This window comes from Kosakonia radicincitans DSM 16656 (assembly GCF_000280495.2).
Taxonomy (GTDB): domain Bacteria; phylum Pseudomonadota; class Gammaproteobacteria; order Enterobacterales; family Enterobacteriaceae; genus Kosakonia; species Kosakonia radicincitans.
This window is the reverse complement of record NZ_CP018016.1, coordinates 1,216,389-1,236,448: the sequence shown is the minus strand read 5'-3', so window position 1 is coordinate 1,236,448 and position 20,060 is coordinate 1,216,389. Positions and strand designations below refer to the sequence as shown.

Genomic DNA, 20,060 nt, shown 5'->3' with positions numbered 1-20,060 from the left:
ACTCTGCCGTGCGTTAATCAGGACCAACCGTACATTAACTAAAACAGATGCGTTGAGGAGAAAAAGCCATTACGCCCGGCATATTTTGCGTGATAAAGCGCATCATCAGCTAATTCGATAAGCGTTGTCTCCTTGCCTTTTACTGCCGGACCGGGGCCTGAAGCGATACCAATGCTTACGGTCACTATTCCGAACGGGCTATATTCATGAGGGATATTTTCCTGACAAATACTTTGAATTATTTTTTTGGCTTTCTTTTCCGCCGCGATCAAATCGGTTGCAGGAAGAATAACAACAAACTCTTCTCCACCATAGCGGGCAACCAGCGCAGAGCTGCCTTTTACTGTTTTTTTCAGGGATGTTGCGACTTGCCGTAAACAGTCATCACCCGCTAAATGCCCGTAATTATCGTTATATTTTTTAAAGTAATCTATATCAATGAGCATCAAGGATATTGCATGCTTATTTACGGCGCACTGTAATACTTCGCGGGGCAGCGCCTCATCGAATTTGCGACGATTCGCCAGCCCGGTTAAACTATCCTCAGCCGCCATAGCCTTTAATTTCTCATTTGCGGTCATGAGTGATTCAGTAGTTTTTGACAATTCACGACTGGTGCGCACTCGCCGATGGATATCCCGCAGAAGAAAATAACCTGATGTTATAACGCCTCCCATCAGGAAAATAACAATCACTATCAGAATCTCTGATTGTTTTTTCCAGGCCAACATTCCTTCATCGATACTCACGGCGACAGTGGTAACTAATCCATATCGTTTATTTTTTTGAAATGCATACATCCGTGGTATATTGTCAAAGCGAGAGACACTTCTTGCGGTGCCGGAATTACTGTTTTTCAGGTATGTTGTAAAAAGTGGCGAATTGGAAATAACCCGACCAATATATTTATCGTCAAAAGGATAGCGTATCAGTAATATTCCAGACTCGCTTGTTAATGCAATAGCACCAGAATGTCCAATATCGATCTTGCCAAACGTTTCAAGGAAATTTTCAATATTGAGAGTGAGAACGGCGACCCCGGCAAATCTACCCTGGTGATCTTCCAGCCTGCGACTGATGGTTATCACCCATTTCCCGTTCGTCCGGCTTACTACGGGAGGACCAATAAAAACTTTTTTGGACGTATTGTTTTGATGATAAACGAAGAAAAAACGGTCTGCGCTATTGGCGCGGCCAGAAAGCCTTTCGTGTAATGCGATGAGCGTATTGCCAGTAGCATCATAAATAACAACATTATTGAGTTGCTCCAGCAATTCATCCTGACCAGCAAGAATTTTCTTTATATTGGTAATCTGGCTTTTGTCTTCACCATAAATTTCCGTTATGTCCGAAAGATTTTCTATGAGCATCTCGCCCTGCCGGATAACCCCCTCAGAATAAAGATTGAGAGTATGGCTTAAATTCGAAACGTTGGTATTAAGATCGTTGATTGTCTGTACACGGGTGATCCAGATATGGAAGGATAAAATTATCGACATCACGAAGAAGACAACAACAAGAATTGTCAACCCAATAAAACTCTCTCTCTTCATTATGATTTACCACCAGCCCAAATCACGTCTTAAATACCTTCATTACTGAGAACCTTTATCGTTAAAAATATAAACCCTGGCAGAAAATCGTTGCGGTCAGCAGGCAAATACATTTTTGCATTCAACTTTAAAGATTAACACCTGCAGCATAGCTGTGCTTTGCTTATTAATAAAGTGTTATATGAAATATTCATAAATTCATCTTATTACTATTAAAGCGAGAATGAGCGTCATTTCTTACAGACTGGAATTAGCACAGTAGTGCCACTGAAAAATATCCTATTTTGTGTCGTCTAATTTGCTGAATCGTAAGGTGATTAAAAGGATTGCCCGGCGGGTAAGCACTATCACTCTACACAGCGAAACGACATCGCCAATATACTTTCCTGAGCAGAACCAGCCCCTTCCAGCCCAACGCCATGGCGATGCCATGGCGTTGAAGTAAGCGCATTGCCAGGAAGGCATTCACCTGGCTTCACTCATCCACTCCTTCAAGGTAAGAGAGTAAAGCAGGCTCGGTGGCGCACTACATTACTTAAACAGTTTCTGGACAAACTCCGCATACGCCGGACGCCAGACATCCATTTCATGGTTCAGACCGGGGTACACTTTGTAATCAAACTTAATGCCCTGTTTCTCCAGCTCGCTCTTCAGCCCGGCGATGTCTTTTCCGGTGACAGAATCCTTTTCTCCGACAACAACGGTGAAATTATGCAGTTGCTTATTAATTAACGCCGGTTTACTGAACTGCGCGCTAACGCCTGCGTCAGGGACCGTTGTGGTGGTGACACCGCTAAAGGTTGCCAGCCAGCCGAAGCTTTCAAGATGGTTCATCCCGGAAACCAGCGCCTGATATCCCCCTTGCGACAATCCTGCCAGCGCGCGTCCGCTTGCGTCTTTGCGTACATTAAACCGCGCGTCGACCAGTGGAATAATATCGTGCATCAGTTCGCGGTCTGCCGCTTTGGCATTGAGAGGGTAAAATGTTTTGCGGCGATCTTTCGGCGGAAAATTCTCCGGGATCGCCTGCACAATGTCAGTTTCGGTATCCGGAACCACGACCAGCATCGGTTTGATTTTCCCTTCGGCCAGCAGGTTATCCATGATCTGCGGCAGACGTCCCTGATCGATAGCGGAAAGGCCGGTATCGCCAAAACCGTGGTAGAAATAGAGCACCGGTAGCGGTTCGCCTTTTCCGTTATAACCTGGCGGCGTCCAGATATAGACCCGCCGCTCGGAGCCCAGCTCTTTCGAGTGATAAGTCACCGTCAACAAATCGCCATGAGGAACAGCGCGATCGTCGAGAATACTGCCCGGCACCAGAATCAAACTGGTATTCACCTGGCGCTGCGGCTTCTGAAAACGGCTTCCCGTATCCACCGAGCGGAACCCATCGACATCAAAATAGTACTCATAGAGGTTCGGTGCCAACGGCCCGCTCTTCCAGGACCAGACGCCGCTGGCGTCTTTACTCATATCATGCGAAACATAGCTGTCCGGGGTGGAACCCGTGATCACCGAGACCCGTTTTGCGCCCGGCGCGAAAAGGCGAAAGGTTATGCTTTTATCCGCGTTAACCTGCGTCACATACTGGCTGACCGGTACCGATAAGTCAGGCGTCACCGGAAAGGGCGCAGCAAAAGCCGGAACAGCCGCGCTGCCCAACAGAGCGGTAATGGCCAGCGTCAGACAAGCGATGTTTCTTTTCATATCACTCCCTCGTTTTTCACATTTATGTATGCAGATTTATCGACCGGGCATTACTACCAGACCTTAGCCTGAACACCTGGGGCAAATGGTTTGTTTTTCTCATCAGTGCCGTTGAGATTACCCTGTTCGCTGCCCGGCGCATGAATGCCGATATCACAAAAAAGCATTTCCGCATGGAATTCAGGCATGCAGACGTTTCTTATCGACGTATTGGGTAAATTTTTTCAGGGGAGTGGAAATACAGCGAGGACGCGGCGTTAGCGTTACGCGTATTACACAGGCGGCGTTTTTTACTGTGTTCTTTCCGAACTCACGCCCATTCTTTTATCAATAAGCAACAATAAAAAAAGCCTCTCCGTTAACCGGAAAGGCTTGTGAAATAAAAACGCAGAAAGAATTAATTGAAGCCGTTATCGGCGACTTTATCGATCAGTTCCATCTCATCACTGTTTAACAGTTTTTCGATATCCACAAGAATCAACATCCGCTCACCCATCGAACCGAGGCCCAGCAAATATTGCGTGGAGAGCGCGACGGTATATTCCGGCGCAGGTTTAATCTGCGCGGCGTCCAGCGACAGCACATCGGAAACGCCATCAACGACAATGCCCACCACGCGGCTGCTGTTCAGGCTGAGGACAATCACAATGGTGTTGTCATCAAAATTGGCCGACTCAAGAGCGAATTTCACCCGCAGATCGACAATTGGCACAATCACGCCGCGCAGATTGGTGACGCCAGCGATAAAGTCCGGCGTATTGGCAATACGCGTCACGCGATCGTAGCCACGGATCTCCTGCACTTTCAGGATCTCAATGCCGTACTCTTCATTACCCAGACGGAAGGCGAGGAATTCATGCCCCGCGTCATCCTTCAATTGCTTTTCTGTATCAGTTAAGTTCATTTAATAACCTTTCAACCTGTGATTCAGGCACCATTGTCAACGCATCTCTTTTTTTGGCTAATGTCGTTAACACGGCGACATCCAGTATTAACGCCACGCTGCCGTCCCCCAGAATGGTGGCGGCAGAAATGCCCGGTATTTTGCGGTAGTTTTGCTCAAGGTTTTTCACTACCACCTGATGCTGACCGATCAGTTGATCCACCAGCAGGGCATAGCGATTGCCCGCGCTCTGTACAATCACGGCAATCCCCTCGCTGATGTCGTAATCCGCTTCGTGAATGCCAAAGAGTTGTCCCAGTTCGACAAGCTGCAAATACTCATCGCGCACCTGCAACATCCGTTCACCACCGGTCATACGGTGCATTTTCGTTTCAGAAAGCATTAACGATTCCATCATGCTGCCGAGCGGCAACACATAGATCTCAGAACCGATGCGAACCGACATGCCATCAAGGATTGCCAGCGTCAGCGGCAAAATAATCCTGATAGTCGAACCTTTACCCTGCTCAGAATGGAGGGTGATATGGCCGCCCATCTCCTGGATATTACGGCGCACAACGTCCATACCCACGCCGCGACCGGAGATATCCGTCACTTTTTCTGCGGTGGAGAACCCGGCGGCGAAAATCAGCATCCACACATCTTCATCGCTGATGTTTTCGCTGATCAACATGCCCTGAGCCTGCGCCCGCGCGAGAATTTTTTCGCGGTTCAATCCGGCACCGTCATCGCTCACTTCAATAATGATATTGCCGCCATGATGTTCCGCAGAGAGCACCAGATTGCCCTTATCCGGCTTGCCGTTGGCGCGACGCACATCAACCGGTTCAATTCCGTGATCGAGGCTGTTACGCACCAGATGCGTCAGCGGATCGACGATCTGTTCGATCAGGCGTTTGTCCAGTTCCGCGGAGCCGCCCACCAGCGTCAGCTCCACCTCTTTATTCAGTTTCGCCGCCAGATCGTGAACCAGACGCGGGAAGCGGCTAAAGACGTAATCCATCGGCATCATGCGGATAGACATCACCGATTCCTGAAGGTCGCGGGCATTACGCTCAAGCTGAACAATGGTATTGAGCAGGGTATCGTGGCTTGATGAATCAAGGGTGCCGGAAAGCTGCGACAGCATCGCCTGCGTGATGATCAGTTCGCCAACTTGGTTGATGATCTGATCCACTTTTTCCACCGCTACGCGAATGCTGCTCGCTTCCGCCGCCTGCGGGCGGTTGCGTGAAGATTCCGGTCGCGAAGGACGCGGCTGTGCTGATGCGCCAGCAACAGGCTGCGCAACCGCGCTGCTTTCTGCCACTTCCGGCACAGCAGCCTCCTCAACGGCCAGCGGAGTAGCAGCTTTAGCTGGTGCCGGAGAGATGGTTATCTGCTCCGGTTCCAGAATAAAGCACAGTACCGCCTGGATATCATCGGCGCTGGTGGTGGTTTGCAATACCAGTTGCAGAGCGCCGTTTTCACGCTGCACATCGCTGATGCTCCCCAGATTCGCCAGCTCTTCCAGCAGCGGATCCTGATCCTCATCTTTCACTTTTTGCAGCACGATGAGCAGGCGCGGTTCGCCCTCTTCAGCTTCCGCCGGCACCGCGATGGCAGAGGCCGTCACTGGCGCGACGATAGCCGCCGGGACAACCGCCGCAACAGGCGGCTGTGCTGCGTGGTCGTTAGCAATTTGCCGTAGCGCTTCGCAAATATACTGATAAGCCTCCTGATCCGGTTCAGAGGAGGATTTGTAGGCGTCCAGTTGATCCTGCATGATGTCCTTACCTTCCAAAAACAAACTTCGAATCTCTTCTGTAATCCGCAGCTTGTCGCTACGAACATCATCGAGGAGATTTTCCAGAATATGCATCGTCTGCTGCAGCGCAGAAAAACCAAACGTACCGGCTCCCCCTTTTATCGAGTGGGCGGCGCGAAAAATGGCATTCAATACTTCTCTGTCTGGCGACAGCAGATCGAGGTCAAGCAGGTGCTTTTCCATGTCGGCCAACAACTCGTCAGCCTCATCAAAAAAAGCCTGATAAAAGTCGCTGATATCCACTTAGTTATTCTCCATGGCCGTTTTGACTGTTGATTCCGTTGCAGGTGCTGCTGCACCCTGCTCCGCTTTTTTACTCTCATCCGACAGAGAGACAGGGTCACGTAGCAGCACATCTTCCTGCAGGATTTGTTTGGCGCGCTCCTGGCTGAGCACCAGGATACTGATACGCCGGTTAATCGGGTCGTCGGCGATCGTTCCCGACTGCACCATCGTGTCGGCGGTACCAATCACCCGGATAAATTTATTGCTGCCAAGCCCGGCGCTAACCAGAATGCGACGCGAGGCGTTGGCGCGATCGGAGGAGAGTTCCCAGTTGCTGTAACCCGCTTCGCCATTGGCATACGGCAGCGCATCGGTATGGCCGGTCATAATGATGCGGTTAGGCAATTCATTCAGTACCGGAACCAGAGCCTGGAGGATATTCACCATATAGCTCTCCGGAACCGGGCTGCCGACTTTAAACATCGGGCGATCGGCGCTGTCGGTGATCTGAATAAGCAGACCATCATCGGTCAGCGAAAGCCGTAAATTAGAGGTGAAATTGTTCAGACGTGGATCGGTTTGAATCAGGCTTTGCAGCTTGTTTCTGGCGCGCTTCAGATTCGCTTCCCGCTTTTTCTCATCAATTTTATTCAACGTCTTTTTGAAGACTTCCCCGTCATTTTTCAGGGGATCGTCCCCGCCGCCGGGGATCACACTGTCGCTCAGGCTGGCTTTATCGCCCTTCGCCAGCGCGTTTTTCAGCGGGACTTTGAAATATTCAGCGATCTGCATACGCTGCTCCGGAGAAGAGGATGAGAGCAGCCACATCACCAGGAAAAAAGCCATCATCGCGGTCATAAAGTCCGCGTAGGCGATTTTCCATGAGCCGCCGTGCGACTCATGTTTTTTTCGGTTGAATTTGCGGACAACAATGGTTGCGGCTGACTTTTTCTTCACGTTGCCTCTCCCGTCGGTACGGACGATGAAGAGGAGCGGACTTCGCGCACGTGCTCATCAAGTTCAGCAAAACTCGGGCGCTCAGTCGAATAGAGCGTTTTACGGCCAAATTCAACGGCAATCTGCGGCGCATAACCATGAATACTGCACAGCAGCGTGGTTTTAATGCACTCCAGCATTTTCAAATGTTCGGCGCTACGCTGACGCAGCAACGTTGCCAGCGGCAGAACCATGCCGTAAGCAATCAGGATGCCGAGGAAAGTACCTACCATCGCATGGGCAATCAGTTCACCCAGCTCCGCCGCCGGGCGATCCGCCGCCGCCAGCGCATTGACCACGCCCATCACCGCCGCAACGATACCAAATGCAGGCAGCGCATCACCCACGGCATTGATGCTGTTCGCCGGAACGTCGTGTTCGTGCTCGCAGGTCTCGATCTCCTCATCCATTAGCGCTTCCATTTCAAAGGCATTCATATTGCCGCTGATTATCAGACGCAGGTAATCGACAAGGAAATTCATGATTTCGGAATCCGCCAGCAGGCGCGGATAGGCAGAAAAGATGGCGCTGTTTTGCGGATCTTCGATGTCGTTCTCCAGCGCAACAACCCCACTTTGACGGCTCTTTGACAACAGCAGATACATCAGCGCCATTAAATCCATGTATAACGCTTTGGTGTAATACGAACCCCGAAATAAACGAGGAAAAGATTTCATGGTCGCGCGGATCGCTTTGCCATTATTCCCCACCAGAAAAGCGCCCAGGCCGGCGCCACCGATGATTAATAATTCAGTCGGCTGAAAGAGTGCGCCGAGATTACCGCCACTGATAGCAAAGCCACCAAATACGGCTGCAAATACCACGACATAGCCAATAATGACTAACACGTTAACTCCTTAATAATCTAAACGTCCGTTTATCATCTTTATTCCATGCATATAAGCGCGTAACCAGGCACGCATCGCTGCCGTTATTCACGGGGTGGTGATGTACATAGCAGTGAGCCAATATTTACCGGTACCGATCCATTAAAAAAACTTCCGGATTGACACGTTTAATTGCTCGAGAAGGCGGAAAACACAAACTGCAAGTGTATATAGCGTCAGGGCTCTCCTGTGTGGTAATAAACGAACCACCACAAGAGCAACATTCCGTATGCCTGATCATGCCGCAATCAACAAATCGTAATAACGTCCATGCGCGAGTAATACCGAGCACAGGTTTTTTATCTTTGCCGTCAAGACTATTCTCAAGGTACAGACGATAACTTTTCAGCATTGTTTCAACAGGACGGCCACCTTCGGTTTTTTCCAGATAACGATAAATATTATAGAAAATCGATGAGTGAATATTCTGTTCCCAGGACATATACCAGTCCGCGGAAAACGGTAACATCCCCTTCGGTGGTGAACATCCCTTAATTTCTTTATAAAGTTTTAAAAGCTTGCGGCGACTTAAACTTGTTTCGCTCTCGAGGACTTGCATCCGTGCACCAAAGGAAATCAATTCCACGGCGATTTGCGCATCCTTGATTTCAGAGATGATGCTTTTCTCACACATAGATATTTCCCTGTCAGGCCGCCGGACGTTCTTCCTCGGCAAGAGAATTAAGTAATTCTGTAGACAAAATGATTCCAGTATGAATGTTTTGTAAAGCATCAATACGCGAATCTTTCGTCAGACAGTCGATAACCATATCGCTGTCAATGCGCAAACGGCATATTAGCTGGCCTGTTGATGAAAGTTTAATAAGCTGTGAAAGCGATAAATCTTTCAACATATCAATTGTTGATTCATTTAACCCAAGGCGAAATGTAGCGGATAATTTGTCTTCCATAATTAACCGCTGCGCCAGCAGCAGGTAAGAAAGATTCATATCCCGGATACATTGCAGTGGCTCGTCAAACGCTGTCACATTCATGGTAAACGTACCCTTATTATTCCCACCCGCGATCTTCCAGGCGGGCCCGTAATCGTTTAATTGTTTGGCTATGCAGCTGGCTCACGCGTGTTTCCGTAATGCCCAGCAGCACGCCAACCTCTTTCATATTCAAATCTTGTTGATAATAAAGATTCAGCAGCATCTGCTCTCTTTCCGGCAACGCTTTGATCTCATTGCTGACTTGCTTTGTCAGATCGCCTAACAGCGCATCATGCAACGGGTCTAAGTGATCCTGTTCCATCTCTTCCAGTTCAAGACCATCTGCCAGCAGCTCCTGGAGCTCATCCAGCGAGCAGAGCATGCTGGTATTCGTATCTGCCAGCGTCTGCTGATACTCCTGCAGCGACATTCCCATTTCCGCTGCAACATCCGCTTCCGAAGCAACACCGCCGGTGCTCTGTTCCACCCGCATAATCGCGGCAGAGACTTCGCGGGATTTACGGCGAACGCGGCGAGGAACCCAGTCATGTTCGCGTAATTCATCCATAAATGCCCAGCGAAGGCGTTGTGCAATATAAACGCTCATCTTGACCCCTTTAGTCGGGTCAAACTGTTCTACTGCATCCAGAAGCGCAATGGCGCCTGCCTGAATTAAATCGTCAATATCAACGCTTGATGATAATTTGGATTGTAATTTCAGTGCTTCGTAGCGGACTAAATAACCATATTTAGGCCATAGTTGTTCTTTCTGAATTGTGCCGTCAGAGCGATAAATCCCATTCACTATAACCATTCCCGAAGTGCTATTAATATATTTAAATTATTATTAATAATCGCCAAATCAAATAGCCCGATAAGCGAACGGAAAGTGAAACATACTCCTTATTTACGTCATGGCGGCACGACAGAAATTAAAAGGTTTCCCATTCACCTTCTGTTTTTGGCGCAGGTGAGAATTCCCGAATAACCGGAGAATTAACCACGCGGGGAACTTCAACCTTATTTCGCTCACGGGCTACAGCCGAAACATGGTGCTCATTCACCGTAAACTCCGCGACAATCTGATCGAGATTACGGGCGTGCTGTTCGACATTCGTGGCCGTACCTGCCGCCTGCTCAACCATCGTGGCGTTCTGCTGCGTGACGAGGTCCATTTCGTTGACCGCCTGGGCAATCTGGTTGATGCCGGTGCTTTGCTCTTCAGAAGCAGAAGCGATTTCCGCCATAATATCAGTCACCTGGATAACAGACTTAACTATCTCCTGCATCGATGTACCGGCCAGTTGCACTTCCTGCGAGCCGGTATTCATATTCGCCACGCAGGTGTTGATCAGCTGACGGATCTCTTTAGCAGCATCGGCGCTGCGTTTTGCCAGGTTACGCACTTCGCCTGCGACCACGGCAAAGCCACGCCCCTGTTCCCCGGCGCGGGCCGCTTCCACTGCCGCGTTAAGCGCCAGGATGTTGGTCTGGTTAGCAATGCTGTCAATAACGCTGTTGATGTCGGCAATTTGACGGGAGTTAACCGTAATTTCTTCCATGATGCGCTCAAGATTGCCCATCACTTCACCACCACTTTGCGCGCTGCTGCTGGCGCTTTCCGCCAGTTGTTTCGCGCTGTGGGCGTTGTCGGCGTTCTGACGCACGGTGATTTTCAGCTCTTCCATGCTGGCTGCGGTTTGTTGCAGCGCGGAAGCCTGCTCTTCGGTACGTGAAGAGAGATCGTTGTTGCTGTTGGCGATTTCTTGCGCATTACCATAAATATGCTTCACGCCGTTACGAATGCCATAGACCGTATCGGTCAGCGACAGACGCATCTTTTCGACTTCAATCAGCATCTCGCCAATTTCGTTTTTTGCACCAATATCAATCGCTTCGCTCAGGTTTCCGGTAGCAATCAACTGGAAAGACTGTTTCACCTGCTCCAGACGTCGGAACAGCGTTCGCTTAAGCCACTGGCGGGAAAGGAAAGCACACAGCAGGGCCACAACCAGCGCCACGACAGTGAATATAATCATTTTCTGAATGTGCCCGTGCGAAGTCTCACCATACTGTTTGAGCAGGCGATTTGCGTACTCTACGTATTGAGAAACGCGATCCTGCAAGGCAATACGCTGTTTGGATTCTGCCAGCAGGTTACCGTGATAGTTGCCTGGATTGGTGATAAATTCCTTTTTATTCAATGTTGTAGAAATTACCGCTTCAAAACTCTGCTGAATGTCATGGCCGATTTTTTTCTCGGTTTCATCATCGAAAGGCGAGGTGGCGAAGGTATTCACCTTTTTTTGTGCGTCAGCCAGCGTGGCACTGATCTCCGCAATATCGTCTTGTTTTATTTCCTGTTGCAGCATGACGGCCAGCATCATGGCATTCACGCGGGAAACGCTACTGTTTACGCTGATTAATGCATCATTAAGCGTATCAATTTTTTTATTCGCTACGACAGTTGCATCGAAATTATCTGCCGCAGTCAGCGCATTACTCATTCCATAAGATGAAACAAAAATAATACAGACAACAATAACACCGAGAACAATACTGATCCCGGTTGAAATTTTTAACTCTTTAAACATAGAGAGACCTTTGAAGTAAAGGAGCGCCACAAAATATCTTTTAACGATATTTTTTCCGTGTGGTTTTAATTTCGCTCCTGCCGATAAACAATAAAAAAAATATCGCGAGGGTTAACCAACGATGTTGAAGATATTCAGTTGTTGCATCGACTGAAAAACCGTCATCGATGAATTCAGCGCGAACTCAGACATTTTTGACTGTGACAGCAGAGTGATCATCGAATCCCAGTCGGAACCTAGCGTCTCTTGCAGATGACTTTGGGTATCAATCCCCAGCGCATCCGCGCTGAAACCGAGCGTTTCCAGTTGCTGTAAGTTGGTGCCGACGACGGCGCGCACTTTACCGAGGTTATCGATGTTGCTCTTGATGCTGCGGTTGGTGCTGTCCAGCGTATCCTGCAACGCCTGACGATCGGCATCGTTGGTCACCGGTTGTTGTAATGCTGAGATAGCCGCATCCAGCGAGGCAAACAGATCATCCGCCGTACCGCTCATAAAGACATCGCTGCCAGTGTGACCGACCTGCATTTCGGTGCTGTCAGAAACCACTTGCGTCATCGCCGTATCACCGCCAACGTAAGTGCCATCATCCTGGAAAGGCGCAGAACCGGTTTTGTAGCCGCCGAAGATATAGCGGCCATCGCTGTTTTTGGTGTTCGCCAGATCCAGTAAGTTGTCGCGGATCCCCTGCAATTCCGTCGCCAGCGCCTGACGATCTTCATCAGAATAGGCGCCATTACCCGCGGCGACGATTTTTTCACTCAGATCTTCAGACAGCAGATTGGCAATCGAACCGAGAGTGTTATCTTCCTGGCCCAGCGCGTCCTGCGCGTAAGTACGCGCCATATCGAACTGGCTCATTCTCGACAGCGCGCTTTGCAGCGTTACCGCCTGTGAAGCGCCGGTCGGATCGTCAGACGGCGTCAGCAGCGTTTGTCCGGCAGACAAGCGGCTGGAGAGATCGTTATAACCGGTCATCGCCTTCGACAGGCTGTCAATCCGGCTCTGAAACATAAACTGTGTGCTAAGACGCATCATTTATCCCTGTAGAGTGGATAGCGTGGGCCAGCCTGGCTGGCCGCAGGCTTAACGGATACTTAAAATGGTGTCGAAAATGGTGGTCGCCGTTTGTAATACCTGCGCATTCGCCTGGTAGTACTGAGAGAACATCTGCATATTGACGTACTCTTCATTCATATCGACGCCGGAGACCGACTGCTGCTGCAGCGACCACTGGTCGTAGACTTTGGCGGAGGTGGTAATGTCGCCCTTCAGCGCGCTCACCGATGAACCGACGGAACTGACCAGGCTGGCATACGCACCTGACAGCGTCATCTTGCCTACCACTTCCTCATCTTTAATGCCGATTAACGCGAGGATGTTTTCGTTGTTGCTCTCCTCTGTCGGATCCGCAGAAGAAGAGGCCGCAATTTCATCGCCATCGGTAATGGCAACGGCGATGCGATCGGCTGCGCCATCGGTCGGGTTAAGCGTAAAGCTGTCGCCCGGTTGCGGCGTACCGCCAGGCATAATGGAAATGCCCTCGAATTCCAGTTCGCCATTGCCGCCGATGGTCGGCGTGATGGTGCGCCCGTCGCGGGTGGTTACCGTCCAGTCGGTGCTGCCCGGCCCGTTATAGACCAGCTGATAATCTTGTGATTTCACTGCCGTGATATCGGTAAAAGAGACATCCAGCGAGCCGCTGCCCGCATTGTCGGTATTGCCAACCGCCTGCGGGTTGCCAATGGAGAAAATATCGCCGCCAGCGTTGCCGTTCAGATCGTAACCGTTACCGTTCACTTCGTTGAACTTGTTTGCCATTTGCAGCGCCAGCTGGTTCAGTTGATCGCGCGCGGAAACCAGATCTTCATTACGGAATTTAAACAGCCCGCCCAGCTTGCCGGAGGTCGCATTTTCATCCAGCGCCAGCGCATTGCCGGAGGCATCGACATAGGAAACCACCGTCTGCGCCGGGTTTTCTGCGGAAGTGCTGGCCTGCAACTGGTACGACTTACCGCCGCTGACCAGCGCCATACCATTACCCATCGAGACATCAACCGTGCCGGTCTCTTTATTCTCGCTAACCTTAATGCCGATATTCTGACTCAGCTGATTTAATAGCTGGTCGCGCTGATCGAGTAAATCGGATGGCATACCACCGGTCTGCCCGTGAATCTTCTCAATCTGCTGATTCAGTTCGGCAAGTTGTTTGGTACAGGCATTAATATCCGTCACGGTCTGATCAATTTGTGTATTCGTACTTTTCTCAAGACCGTTTAATGTTGAGCTGTTTGAACGATATTGGTTAGCAATGGCATTAAATTGCGCCAGTACGCCCTGACGAGCCGCAGGATCAACCGGATCTTTACTCACGGCTTCCATGGCTTCAAACAGTCCATCCATGCTGGTTGAAATATTATTGGTACTGTCGCCCAACATATTATCAATTTGGCTAACTTGCTCGTAACGACCCGTTAATGACATATATTGAGTGGCTGCGCCGCGTACCTGATTGCTAATAAAACCATCATAGGCACGCTGCACGTCGCCTGTTTTTACGCCGTAGCCGAAGAAGCCGTAATTTGTGGATTTACCACCCGCTTCTCCCAGAATAATATTCTGTCGGCTATAGCCTGATGTCGTCGCATTGGTCAGGTTATTACCGACGACATTCAATGCGTTTTGAGCAGCACTCAGCCCACTTTGGGCAAGATTGAATAAATTCATAAATTATCGACCATGATCGGAAGAGGAGATCCATTATCTCCGGTAAAAATACGCTCTATATATTTAATCGGCCCGGTAATAATTCACTAAAGCCCGGAGCTTAAAATAATGAAGAAAAATCTGACGACCACGCATCCACCGCCTGATTCACATGCTGCCTGACCTGCTGAACTATATTAATGAGTTTTTTCGCATACGCCGGATCGGTCGCATAACCTGCGGATTGCAGTGCTTTTGCGGCTATTTCCGGTGAATCTGAATTAACAACATTTCTATAACGAGGATTACTACTTATTAACGATGTATAATCAGCCAGCGCGTCAGCATAAGAATCATAAACTTTAAATTTCGCTTTTACTTTTTGCGCGACGCCATTCTCATATTCTGTGGTGGTAATTTCCGTGGTTTCCCCCTCCCAGTGACTTGTCGCTTTGACACCAAACAGGTTATGGCTGGGTTTGCCGTCATTGGTCATAATTTCCCGGCGTCCCCAGCCCGATTCCAGCGCGGCCTGCGCAATAATCAACTGATGCGGGATCCCGCTCATACGCGCCACTTTCATCGCTGGTGCCATCAGGCGTGAAATGAACCCTTCCCCGGAAATGGCCGCCGTTTTAGGCTGTGCCTCTGGTTCCGGTTCTGGCGTATTTTCCACGTCGGCGTTCACCGCTGGCGCCGCGGAATGCAGCGGCGCGACAAGCATTTGCGCCGGGCTGATACTCAGCGGCACTTCCTGCGTTGTCGTCACGTTGCCCGCACTCGCGGCTTTACCGGTCATCTGCTGGATCATCAGATCCGCAAAGCCCATTCGCCCTTTATCAGCGATGTTCTGCGCCACCTGTTGATCGTACATCGAGGTGAACATCTCAGACTGCTGGGTGTTGAACAGGCCATCCTTGAACGAGGCCTGGCGCATGCTTTTCAGCATCATCTGCACAAACAGACCTTCCATCTGTTTTGCCGCCGCTTTAAGCCCGTCTGGCGAGTCATCCCTGACTGCCAGTTTCAGCTTATCAAGCGAACGCGCATCAAATGCCGCCCCCTGCGAGACGCTGGCGCTATTCATTAGTTGATCTCCAGACGCGCCCGCAAGCAGCCTGCGGCTTTCATTGATTGCAGAATCGCCATCAAGTCGTTCGGCGTCGCGCCCAGGCTGTTCAGCGCTCTGACCACACTGTTCAGATCGGTGCTGGTGTTAACCCGTTGCAGGGAGCCATTTTGCTCGCGCACCGACAACTGCGTATTCGGCGTCACCACGGTTTGTCCGCCCGCCAGCGGCGTGTTCGGCTGGTTGACCTGGTTGGTTCGGTTCACTTCGACCGCCAGATCACCCTGCGCAACGGCACAGGAATCCAGCGCCACGCGACCGTTGATCACCACCGAACCGGTACGAGAGTTGATAATGATCCGCGCATCGCCTGCATCAACACGCAGCGGAATATCCTGCACTTCGGCAAGAAAACGCACGCGTGATGCGCTGTCTAACGGCGCACGCAGGCTCACAGTACGGGAATCCTGCGCGCTGGCGCTGCCAGGGTAGCGTCGGTTGATGGCGTCGCTGATCTGCTGCGCGACGGTAAAATCTTCATTATTCAGTTGCAGCATCAACGTATTCTGCCCGGCAAAACCTGACGGGACGCTACGCTCTACCGTCGCACCGCCGCTGATGCGGGCACCGTTAAGCTGATTGACCTGCACCCGGCTGCCGCCTGCCTGCGCACCCGCACCGGAAACCAGCAGGTTCCCCTGCGCCAGCGCATAAATCTGGCTGTCGGCCCCTTTCAGCGGCGTCATCAGCAGCGTGCCGCCGCGCAGGCTTTTCGAGTTACCCATCGAGGAAACCACCACGTCAATTTTCGCGCCTGGCTGGGCAAAAGGCGGTAACTCGGCAGTCACCATCACCGCCGCCACGTTTTTCAACTGCATGTTGACGCCTGCGGGCACCGTAATGCCCAGTTGCGACAGCATGTTGTTCAGGCTTTGCGTGGTGAAAGGCGTTTGCATGGTCTGGTCGCCGGTACCGTCCAGCCCAACCACCAGGCCGTAGCCCATCAGAGAGTTACTGCGAACGCCTTCTACCGTCGTCAGATCGCGGATACGTTCTGCGCTGGCTGTTGCCGGTAACAGCAGGCAAAGCAGCGCCATAAAGCAGGTTAAAAAAGCAGTTTTCATCATCAATTACATCGGAGAAAGGTTAAGGAACAGCCGCTGCAACCAGCCCATTTGTTGTGCTTCGTTGATGTAGCCATTGCCCACATATTCAATGCGCGCATCCGCCACCTGGGTGGAAACAACCGTATTGCTGCCGCTGATGGTGCGTGGGTTCACGATGCCGGAAAAACGTATAAATTCAGTCCCCTGGTTGATGGCGATCTGTTTTTCGCCCACCACAGCCAGGTTGCCGTTTTCCAGCACCTGTTTCACCGTGACGGTGATGGTGCCGCTGAAGGTATTTTTTGCCGCCGCGCCGCCTTTACCGGCAAAATCGTTGCTGCCGCTGAACGAGGCGTCCGCCTTCCCGCGGCCAACCAGCCCGGACATAAAACCAGGAACAGCCGTAATGCCCACATCCGTCGAGCCATCACGCGAGGCATTGGCGGAAGAGCTCTTGCTGGCACTGACATTTTCTTGCAGCACGATGGTCAGCGTGTCGCCGATGTTCCGTGGACGGCGGTCTTCAAACAGCGGTTGATACCCATAGTTCATCGCCTGCCCCGACTGGAAAATCGATCCATTGACCGCGGCCGCCGCAACGGGTGCGGGCGCCGCGCTGGTTGCGCCATCCACCAGCGGCTTTTGCGGGATATACGCGCAGCCAGCGATCACAAACGGCAGAATAAGGGTCGTTGCCAGACGACGGAGCACAGGCAGAGAGCAAAGGTGATAGGTCATCTCAGTCACTAAAGGAAAAGCAGCCGCGAGTGAACCCGCGGCTAAAGATCAAAGTTGAGTCAGGCGTTGCAGCATCTGGTCAGAGGTGGAAACCGCTTTACTGTTGATTTCATAAGCGCGCTGGGTCTGGATCATGTTGACCAGCTCTTCCGCTACGTTAACGTTGGAGGTTTCCACGTAGCCCTGTTTCAGGGTGCCAGCACCGTTCAGACCGGGGGTTGATTCATTCGGTGCGCCGGAAGATTGCGTCTCGCGGTATAAGTTTTCGCCAATGCTTTCCAGGCCGGAATCATTGATAAATGACGACAGCGTCAGTTGCCCAACCTGCTGCGGCGCAGTCTGCCCGGCGACCGTGACGCTGACCGTGCCATCGCTGCCGATAGTCAGGCTTTGCGCTTCCTGCGGAATGGTGATGGCAGGCTGCACCTGATAGCCGCTGGAGGTCACCAGTTGCCCATTCTGATCGAACTGGAACGAGCCATCGCGGGTGTAGGCCGTGGTACCGTCCGGCAGCAGCACCTGGAAGAAACCGCCGCCTTCAATCGCCACGTCTTTGGTGTTATTGGTCTGCGTCAGGCTACCCTGGCTGTGAATACGCTCGGTCGCCACCGGACGAACCCCGGTCCCTAACTGCAAGCCAGAAGGAATAGTGGTCTGTTCGGAAGACTGCGCTCCCGGCTGGCGCAATGTCTGGTAAATCAAATCTTCAAACACAGCGCGCTGGCGTTTAAAGCCATTGGTGCTGACATTCGCCAGGTTGTTGGAAATTACATCCATATTGGTTTGCTGAGCTTCAAGGCCCGTTTTTGCAATCCACAGGGAACGGATCATTCTCTTTCTCCTCGCCAGGATTAACCGGCGCTCAGTAACTGGTTGGCGCTTTTTTCGTTGTCATCCACGGTGGTAATGACTTTCATGTTCATGTCAAAACCACGGGCCGTTGCGATCATCTCCACCATTGATTTCATCGGGCTGGCGTTGCTGCCTTCCAGCATGCCGGGCATCAATTTGAGATTCGCGTCGGCGGGAAGCGTCGCCGGGGTCGTCGGATCGGCAACGTGAAACAGACCGTCATCGCCGTTTTTCAGCAGCGCCGGAGAGGCATTCACCATCTTCAGCCGCCCAACCTGCGCCACCGCTGTCGGTTCATCGCCCGCACCAAGCGCGGTGATTGTGCCGTCCGGCGCAATGGTCAATTTGGCTTGCGGCGGCACGGTTACCGGGCCGCCATCGCCCATCAACGGCATACCGCGAACCCGCAACGTGCCTTCGGCATCCACTTCAATGTTGCCGTCTTTGGTATAGCCTTCGCTGCCATCCGGCAGTTGTACTGCCAGCCAGCCGTTCTGCGGCAGCGCAACATCCAGATCGCGCCCGGTCGGATTGATGGCACCCATCGTGTCATCGCTCCACGGCGTGGACGCCGCCACCATCGTGCGGGTTTCAACCGACGGGCCGTGCACCGGAATAGCGCGATAAGCCGCTATCTGAGCGCGAAAGCCGTTGGTTGAAGTGTTGGCCAGATTGTTTGCGGTTACCGCCTGGCGATTAAGCGCCGCATTCGCGGCACCCATCGCGGTATATATCGCGCGATCCATAAGACGTTACCCTTAGCCCAGGTTAACCAGCGTTTGCAGGATGTCAGACTGGGTTTTGATGGTCTGAGAGTTGGACTGATAGTTGCGCTGGTAGACGATCAAATTGACCATCTCCTGGCTCAGATCCACGTTGGAGGCTTCCAGCATGTTGCCGTTCAGCGAACCCAGGTTGCCCGTATCGGCGATACCGATTACCGGCTGGCCCGACTCCGGTGTTTCCGCCCAGCAGTTGTTGCCCTGAGAAGAGAGACCGCCCGGGTTGGTGAAGTTGGAGAGCACCACCTGGCCCAGCAACTGGCTCTTACCGTTGCTGTAGGTTGCAATGATCTGCCCGTTATCACCCACGTTGTAGCCGTTCATCATTCCCGGCGGGTAACCAGTGGTGCTTGGGCTGTCCATGGTGTTTTCGGAAGCCTGCTGGGTAAGACCAGAGAGATCGATGTCGAAGTTCAGCGCATCGCCGCCTTTATAGGCCGCGCCCTGCACGTTCAGATCCGCCGGGTTAGTTATCAGCTTGCCGGAGGTATCAAATTCCAGATCCACCTGGCCCGGCGTCGCGCCCGGAGCGGTAGAGTCAACGGAGTAAGCCGTCCACTTGTTATCGGCGGTTTTAACGTAATAGACGTTAATGGCATGCTCGTTGCCCAGGCTGTCGTAAGCGTTAACCTGGGTGGAGTAGGTGTAGCTGTCGCCATCTTCCGGATCGAACGGCGTGGTGGTTACAACGTCGTTGCCGGAGTCGAGGTTACCGCTGATCGATCCAGCATCAGAGGCGCGAGCCGGCATCTGGCCGGTCGGGATCTGAATCGGCCCAACCGGTGAACCCTGCTGAATTGCAGGCGGGGTACCCGTGGCCATATAGCCCGTCAGACGCATGCCCTGGCTATTAACAATGTAACCATTCTGATCGGTTTCAAACTGACCGTTACGGCTGTAAAACACGTTGCCAGCTTCAGTGACCATGCGGAAGAAACCGTTGCCCTGGATACCCATATCCAGCTGGCTGCTGCCTGCGCCCAGTACGCCATCGCTGAAGTTCTGGTTTACACCGGCAACCTGAACGCCCATGCCGATCTGCGATCCGGCAAAAACGTCAGCAAACGCAATCGCGCCTGATTTAAACCCTACGGTTTGGGAGTTAGCAATGTTGTTACCGACAACATCGAGTGCCTGCGAAGCGGCATTCAGGCCACTAAGACCTTGAGAAAAACCCATTTGATAAATTCCCTGTA

General features: G+C 51.7%; 19 protein-coding genes. All 19 read right to left on the bottom strand.

Features of this window, described 5'->3' with window-relative positions; genetic code table 11:
• Positions 1-38: 38 nt before the first annotated feature.
• Positions 39-1,553 carry a sensor domain-containing diguanylate cyclase gene (locus Y71_RS06180; protein ID WP_035888278.1) on the bottom strand — a complete coding sequence of 505 codons (1,515 nt, stop codon included), beginning with the start codon at positions 1,551-1,553 and terminating at the stop codon, positions 39-41.
• Positions 1,554-2,084: 531 nt separating this feature from the next.
• The gene (locus Y71_RS06175) at positions 2,085-3,263 is read right to left on the bottom strand and encodes an alpha/beta hydrolase-fold protein (RefSeq protein ID WP_007370641.1); all 1,179 of its coding nucleotides are present in this window, start codon (positions 3,261-3,263) and stop codon (positions 2,085-2,087) included.
• Between the two features lie 53 nt (positions 3,264-3,316).
• Positions 3,317-3,451 (bottom strand): hypothetical protein, encoded by a 135-nt coding sequence (locus Y71_RS30915; RefSeq protein WP_007370640.1) that lies wholly within the window; start codon positions 3,449-3,451, stop codon positions 3,317-3,319.
• A 209-nt stretch (positions 3,452-3,660) separates the two neighbouring features.
• Positions 3,661-4,167 (bottom strand): chemotaxis protein CheW, encoded by a 507-nt coding sequence (gene cheW / locus Y71_RS06170; protein WP_007370639.1) that lies wholly within the window; start codon positions 4,165-4,167, stop codon positions 3,661-3,663.
• A complete protein-coding gene (cheA, locus tag Y71_RS06165; protein WP_007370638.1) occupies positions 4,154-6,217 on the bottom strand; it encodes a chemotaxis protein CheA in 2,064 nt (687 codons plus the stop codon). The genes cheW and cheA overlap by 14 nt, the downstream gene beginning before the upstream one ends.
• Positions 6,218-7,156, bottom strand: a complete 939-nt coding sequence (gene motB / locus Y71_RS06160) for a flagellar motor protein MotB (protein WP_035888274.1) — start codon at positions 7,154-7,156, stop codon at positions 6,218-6,220. It lies immediately after the preceding gene.
• Entirely contained in the window at positions 7,153-8,043 is an 891-nt protein-coding gene (gene motA / locus Y71_RS06155) for a flagellar motor stator protein MotA (protein WP_007370636.1), read from the bottom strand. Before motA ends, motB begins: the two co-directional genes overlap by 4 nt.
• A gap of 124 nt (positions 8,044-8,167) precedes the next feature.
• Complete coding sequence (gene flhC / locus Y71_RS06150; RefSeq protein ID WP_007370635.1) at positions 8,168-8,716, bottom strand: flagellar transcriptional regulator FlhC; 549 nt, start codon at positions 8,714-8,716, stop codon at positions 8,168-8,170.
• Positions 8,717-8,729: 13 nt separating this feature from the next.
• Positions 8,730-9,077: a flagellar transcriptional regulator FlhD gene (gene flhD, locus Y71_RS06145; RefSeq protein WP_007370634.1), complete on the bottom strand. Its 348-nt coding sequence runs from the start codon at positions 9,075-9,077 to the stop codon at positions 8,730-8,732.
• Between the two features lie 16 nt (positions 9,078-9,093).
• Complete coding sequence (locus Y71_RS06140; RefSeq protein WP_007370633.1) at positions 9,094-9,822, bottom strand: RNA polymerase sigma factor FliA; 729 nt, start codon at positions 9,820-9,822, stop codon at positions 9,094-9,096.
• Positions 9,823-9,949: 127 nt separating this feature from the next.
• Complete coding sequence (locus Y71_RS06135; protein WP_007370632.1) at positions 9,950-11,611, bottom strand: methyl-accepting chemotaxis protein; 1,662 nt, start codon at positions 11,609-11,611, stop codon at positions 9,950-9,952.
• A gap of 111 nt (positions 11,612-11,722) precedes the next feature.
• A complete protein-coding gene (gene flgL / locus Y71_RS06130) occupies positions 11,723-12,649 on the bottom strand; it encodes a flagellar hook-associated protein FlgL (RefSeq protein ID WP_227136478.1) in 927 nt (308 codons plus the stop codon).
• 48 nt (positions 12,650-12,697) lie between these two features.
• Entirely contained in the window at positions 12,698-14,338 is a 1,641-nt protein-coding gene (gene flgK / locus Y71_RS06125; protein ID WP_007370630.1) for a flagellar hook-associated protein FlgK, read from the bottom strand.
• A 100-nt stretch (positions 14,339-14,438) separates the two neighbouring features.
• Positions 14,439-15,404 (bottom strand): flagellar assembly peptidoglycan hydrolase FlgJ, encoded by a 966-nt coding sequence (flgJ, locus tag Y71_RS06120; protein ID WP_007370629.1) that lies wholly within the window; start codon positions 15,402-15,404, stop codon positions 14,439-14,441.
• On the bottom strand, positions 15,404-16,513 hold the full coding sequence (locus Y71_RS06115) for a flagellar basal body P-ring protein FlgI (protein ID WP_007370628.1): 1,110 nt from the start codon (positions 16,511-16,513) through the stop codon (positions 15,404-15,406). The genes flgJ and Y71_RS06115 overlap by 1 nt, the downstream gene beginning before the upstream one ends.
• 3 nt (positions 16,514-16,516) lie before the next feature.
• The gene (locus Y71_RS06110; RefSeq protein ID WP_035942100.1) at positions 16,517-17,230 is read right to left on the bottom strand and encodes a flagellar basal body L-ring protein FlgH; all 714 of its coding nucleotides are present in this window, start codon (positions 17,228-17,230) and stop codon (positions 16,517-16,519) included.
• Positions 17,231-17,278: 48 nt separating this feature from the next.
• A complete protein-coding gene (gene flgG / locus Y71_RS06105) occupies positions 17,279-18,061 on the bottom strand; it encodes a flagellar basal-body rod protein FlgG (protein WP_007370626.1) in 783 nt (260 codons plus the stop codon).
• Positions 18,062-18,081: 20 nt separating this feature from the next.
• Positions 18,082-18,828: a flagellar basal body rod protein FlgF gene (locus tag Y71_RS06100; RefSeq protein WP_007370625.1), complete on the bottom strand. Its 747-nt coding sequence runs from the start codon at positions 18,826-18,828 to the stop codon at positions 18,082-18,084.
• A gap of 12 nt (positions 18,829-18,840) precedes the next feature.
• Complete coding sequence (gene flgE / locus Y71_RS06095; RefSeq protein WP_007370624.1) at positions 18,841-20,043, bottom strand: flagellar hook protein FlgE; 1,203 nt, start codon at positions 20,041-20,043, stop codon at positions 18,841-18,843.
• Positions 20,044-20,060 lie beyond the last annotated feature (17 nt).

Excerpts from the sequence above, each read along its gene's own strand:
- Y71_RS06180 (WP_035888278.1), bottom strand. The coding sequence starts at position 1,553 with ATGAAGAGAGAGAGTTTTATTGGGTTGACAATTCTTGTTGTTGTCTTC.
- Y71_RS06175 (WP_007370641.1), bottom strand. The coding sequence starts at position 3,263 with ATGAAAAGAAACATCGCTTGTCTGACGCTGGCCATTACCGCTCTGTTG.
- Y71_RS30915 (WP_007370640.1), bottom strand. The coding sequence starts at position 3,451 with ATGCCTGAATTCCATGCGGAAATGCTTTTTTGTGATATCGGCATTCAT.
- cheW (WP_007370639.1), bottom strand. The coding sequence starts at position 4,167 with ATGAACTTAACTGATACAGAAAAGCAATTGAAGGATGACGCGGGGCAT.
- flhC (WP_007370635.1), bottom strand. The coding sequence starts at position 8,716 with ATGTGTGAGAAAAGCATCATCTCTGAAATCAAGGATGCGCAAATCGCC.
- flhD (WP_007370634.1), bottom strand. The coding sequence starts at position 9,077 with ATGAATGTGACAGCGTTTGACGAGCCACTGCAATGTATCCGGGATATG.
- Y71_RS06135 (WP_007370632.1), bottom strand. The coding sequence starts at position 11,611 with ATGTTTAAAGAGTTAAAAATTTCAACCGGGATCAGTATTGTTCTCGGT.
- flgL (WP_227136478.1), bottom strand. The coding sequence starts at position 12,649 with ATGATGCGTCTTAGCACACAGTTTATGTTTCAGAGCCGGATTGACAGC.
- flgK (WP_007370630.1), bottom strand. The coding sequence starts at position 14,338 with ATGAATTTATTCAATCTTGCCCAAAGTGGGCTGAGTGCTGCTCAAAAC.
- flgJ (WP_007370629.1), bottom strand. The coding sequence starts at position 15,404 with ATGAATAGCGCCAGCGTCTCGCAGGGGGCGGCATTTGATGCGCGTTCG.
- Y71_RS06115 (WP_007370628.1), bottom strand. The coding sequence starts at position 16,513 with ATGATGAAAACTGCTTTTTTAACCTGCTTTATGGCGCTGCTTTGCCTG.
- Y71_RS06110 (WP_035942100.1), bottom strand. The coding sequence starts at position 17,230 with ATGACCTATCACCTTTGCTCTCTGCCTGTGCTCCGTCGTCTGGCAACG.
- flgG (WP_007370626.1), bottom strand. The coding sequence starts at position 18,061 with ATGATCCGTTCCCTGTGGATTGCAAAAACGGGCCTTGAAGCTCAGCAA.
- Y71_RS06100 (WP_007370625.1), bottom strand. The coding sequence starts at position 18,828 with ATGGATCGCGCGATATATACCGCGATGGGTGCCGCGAATGCGGCGCTT.
- flgE (WP_007370624.1), bottom strand. The coding sequence starts at position 20,043 with ATGGGTTTTTCTCAAGGTCTTAGTGGCCTGAATGCCGCTTCGCAGGCA.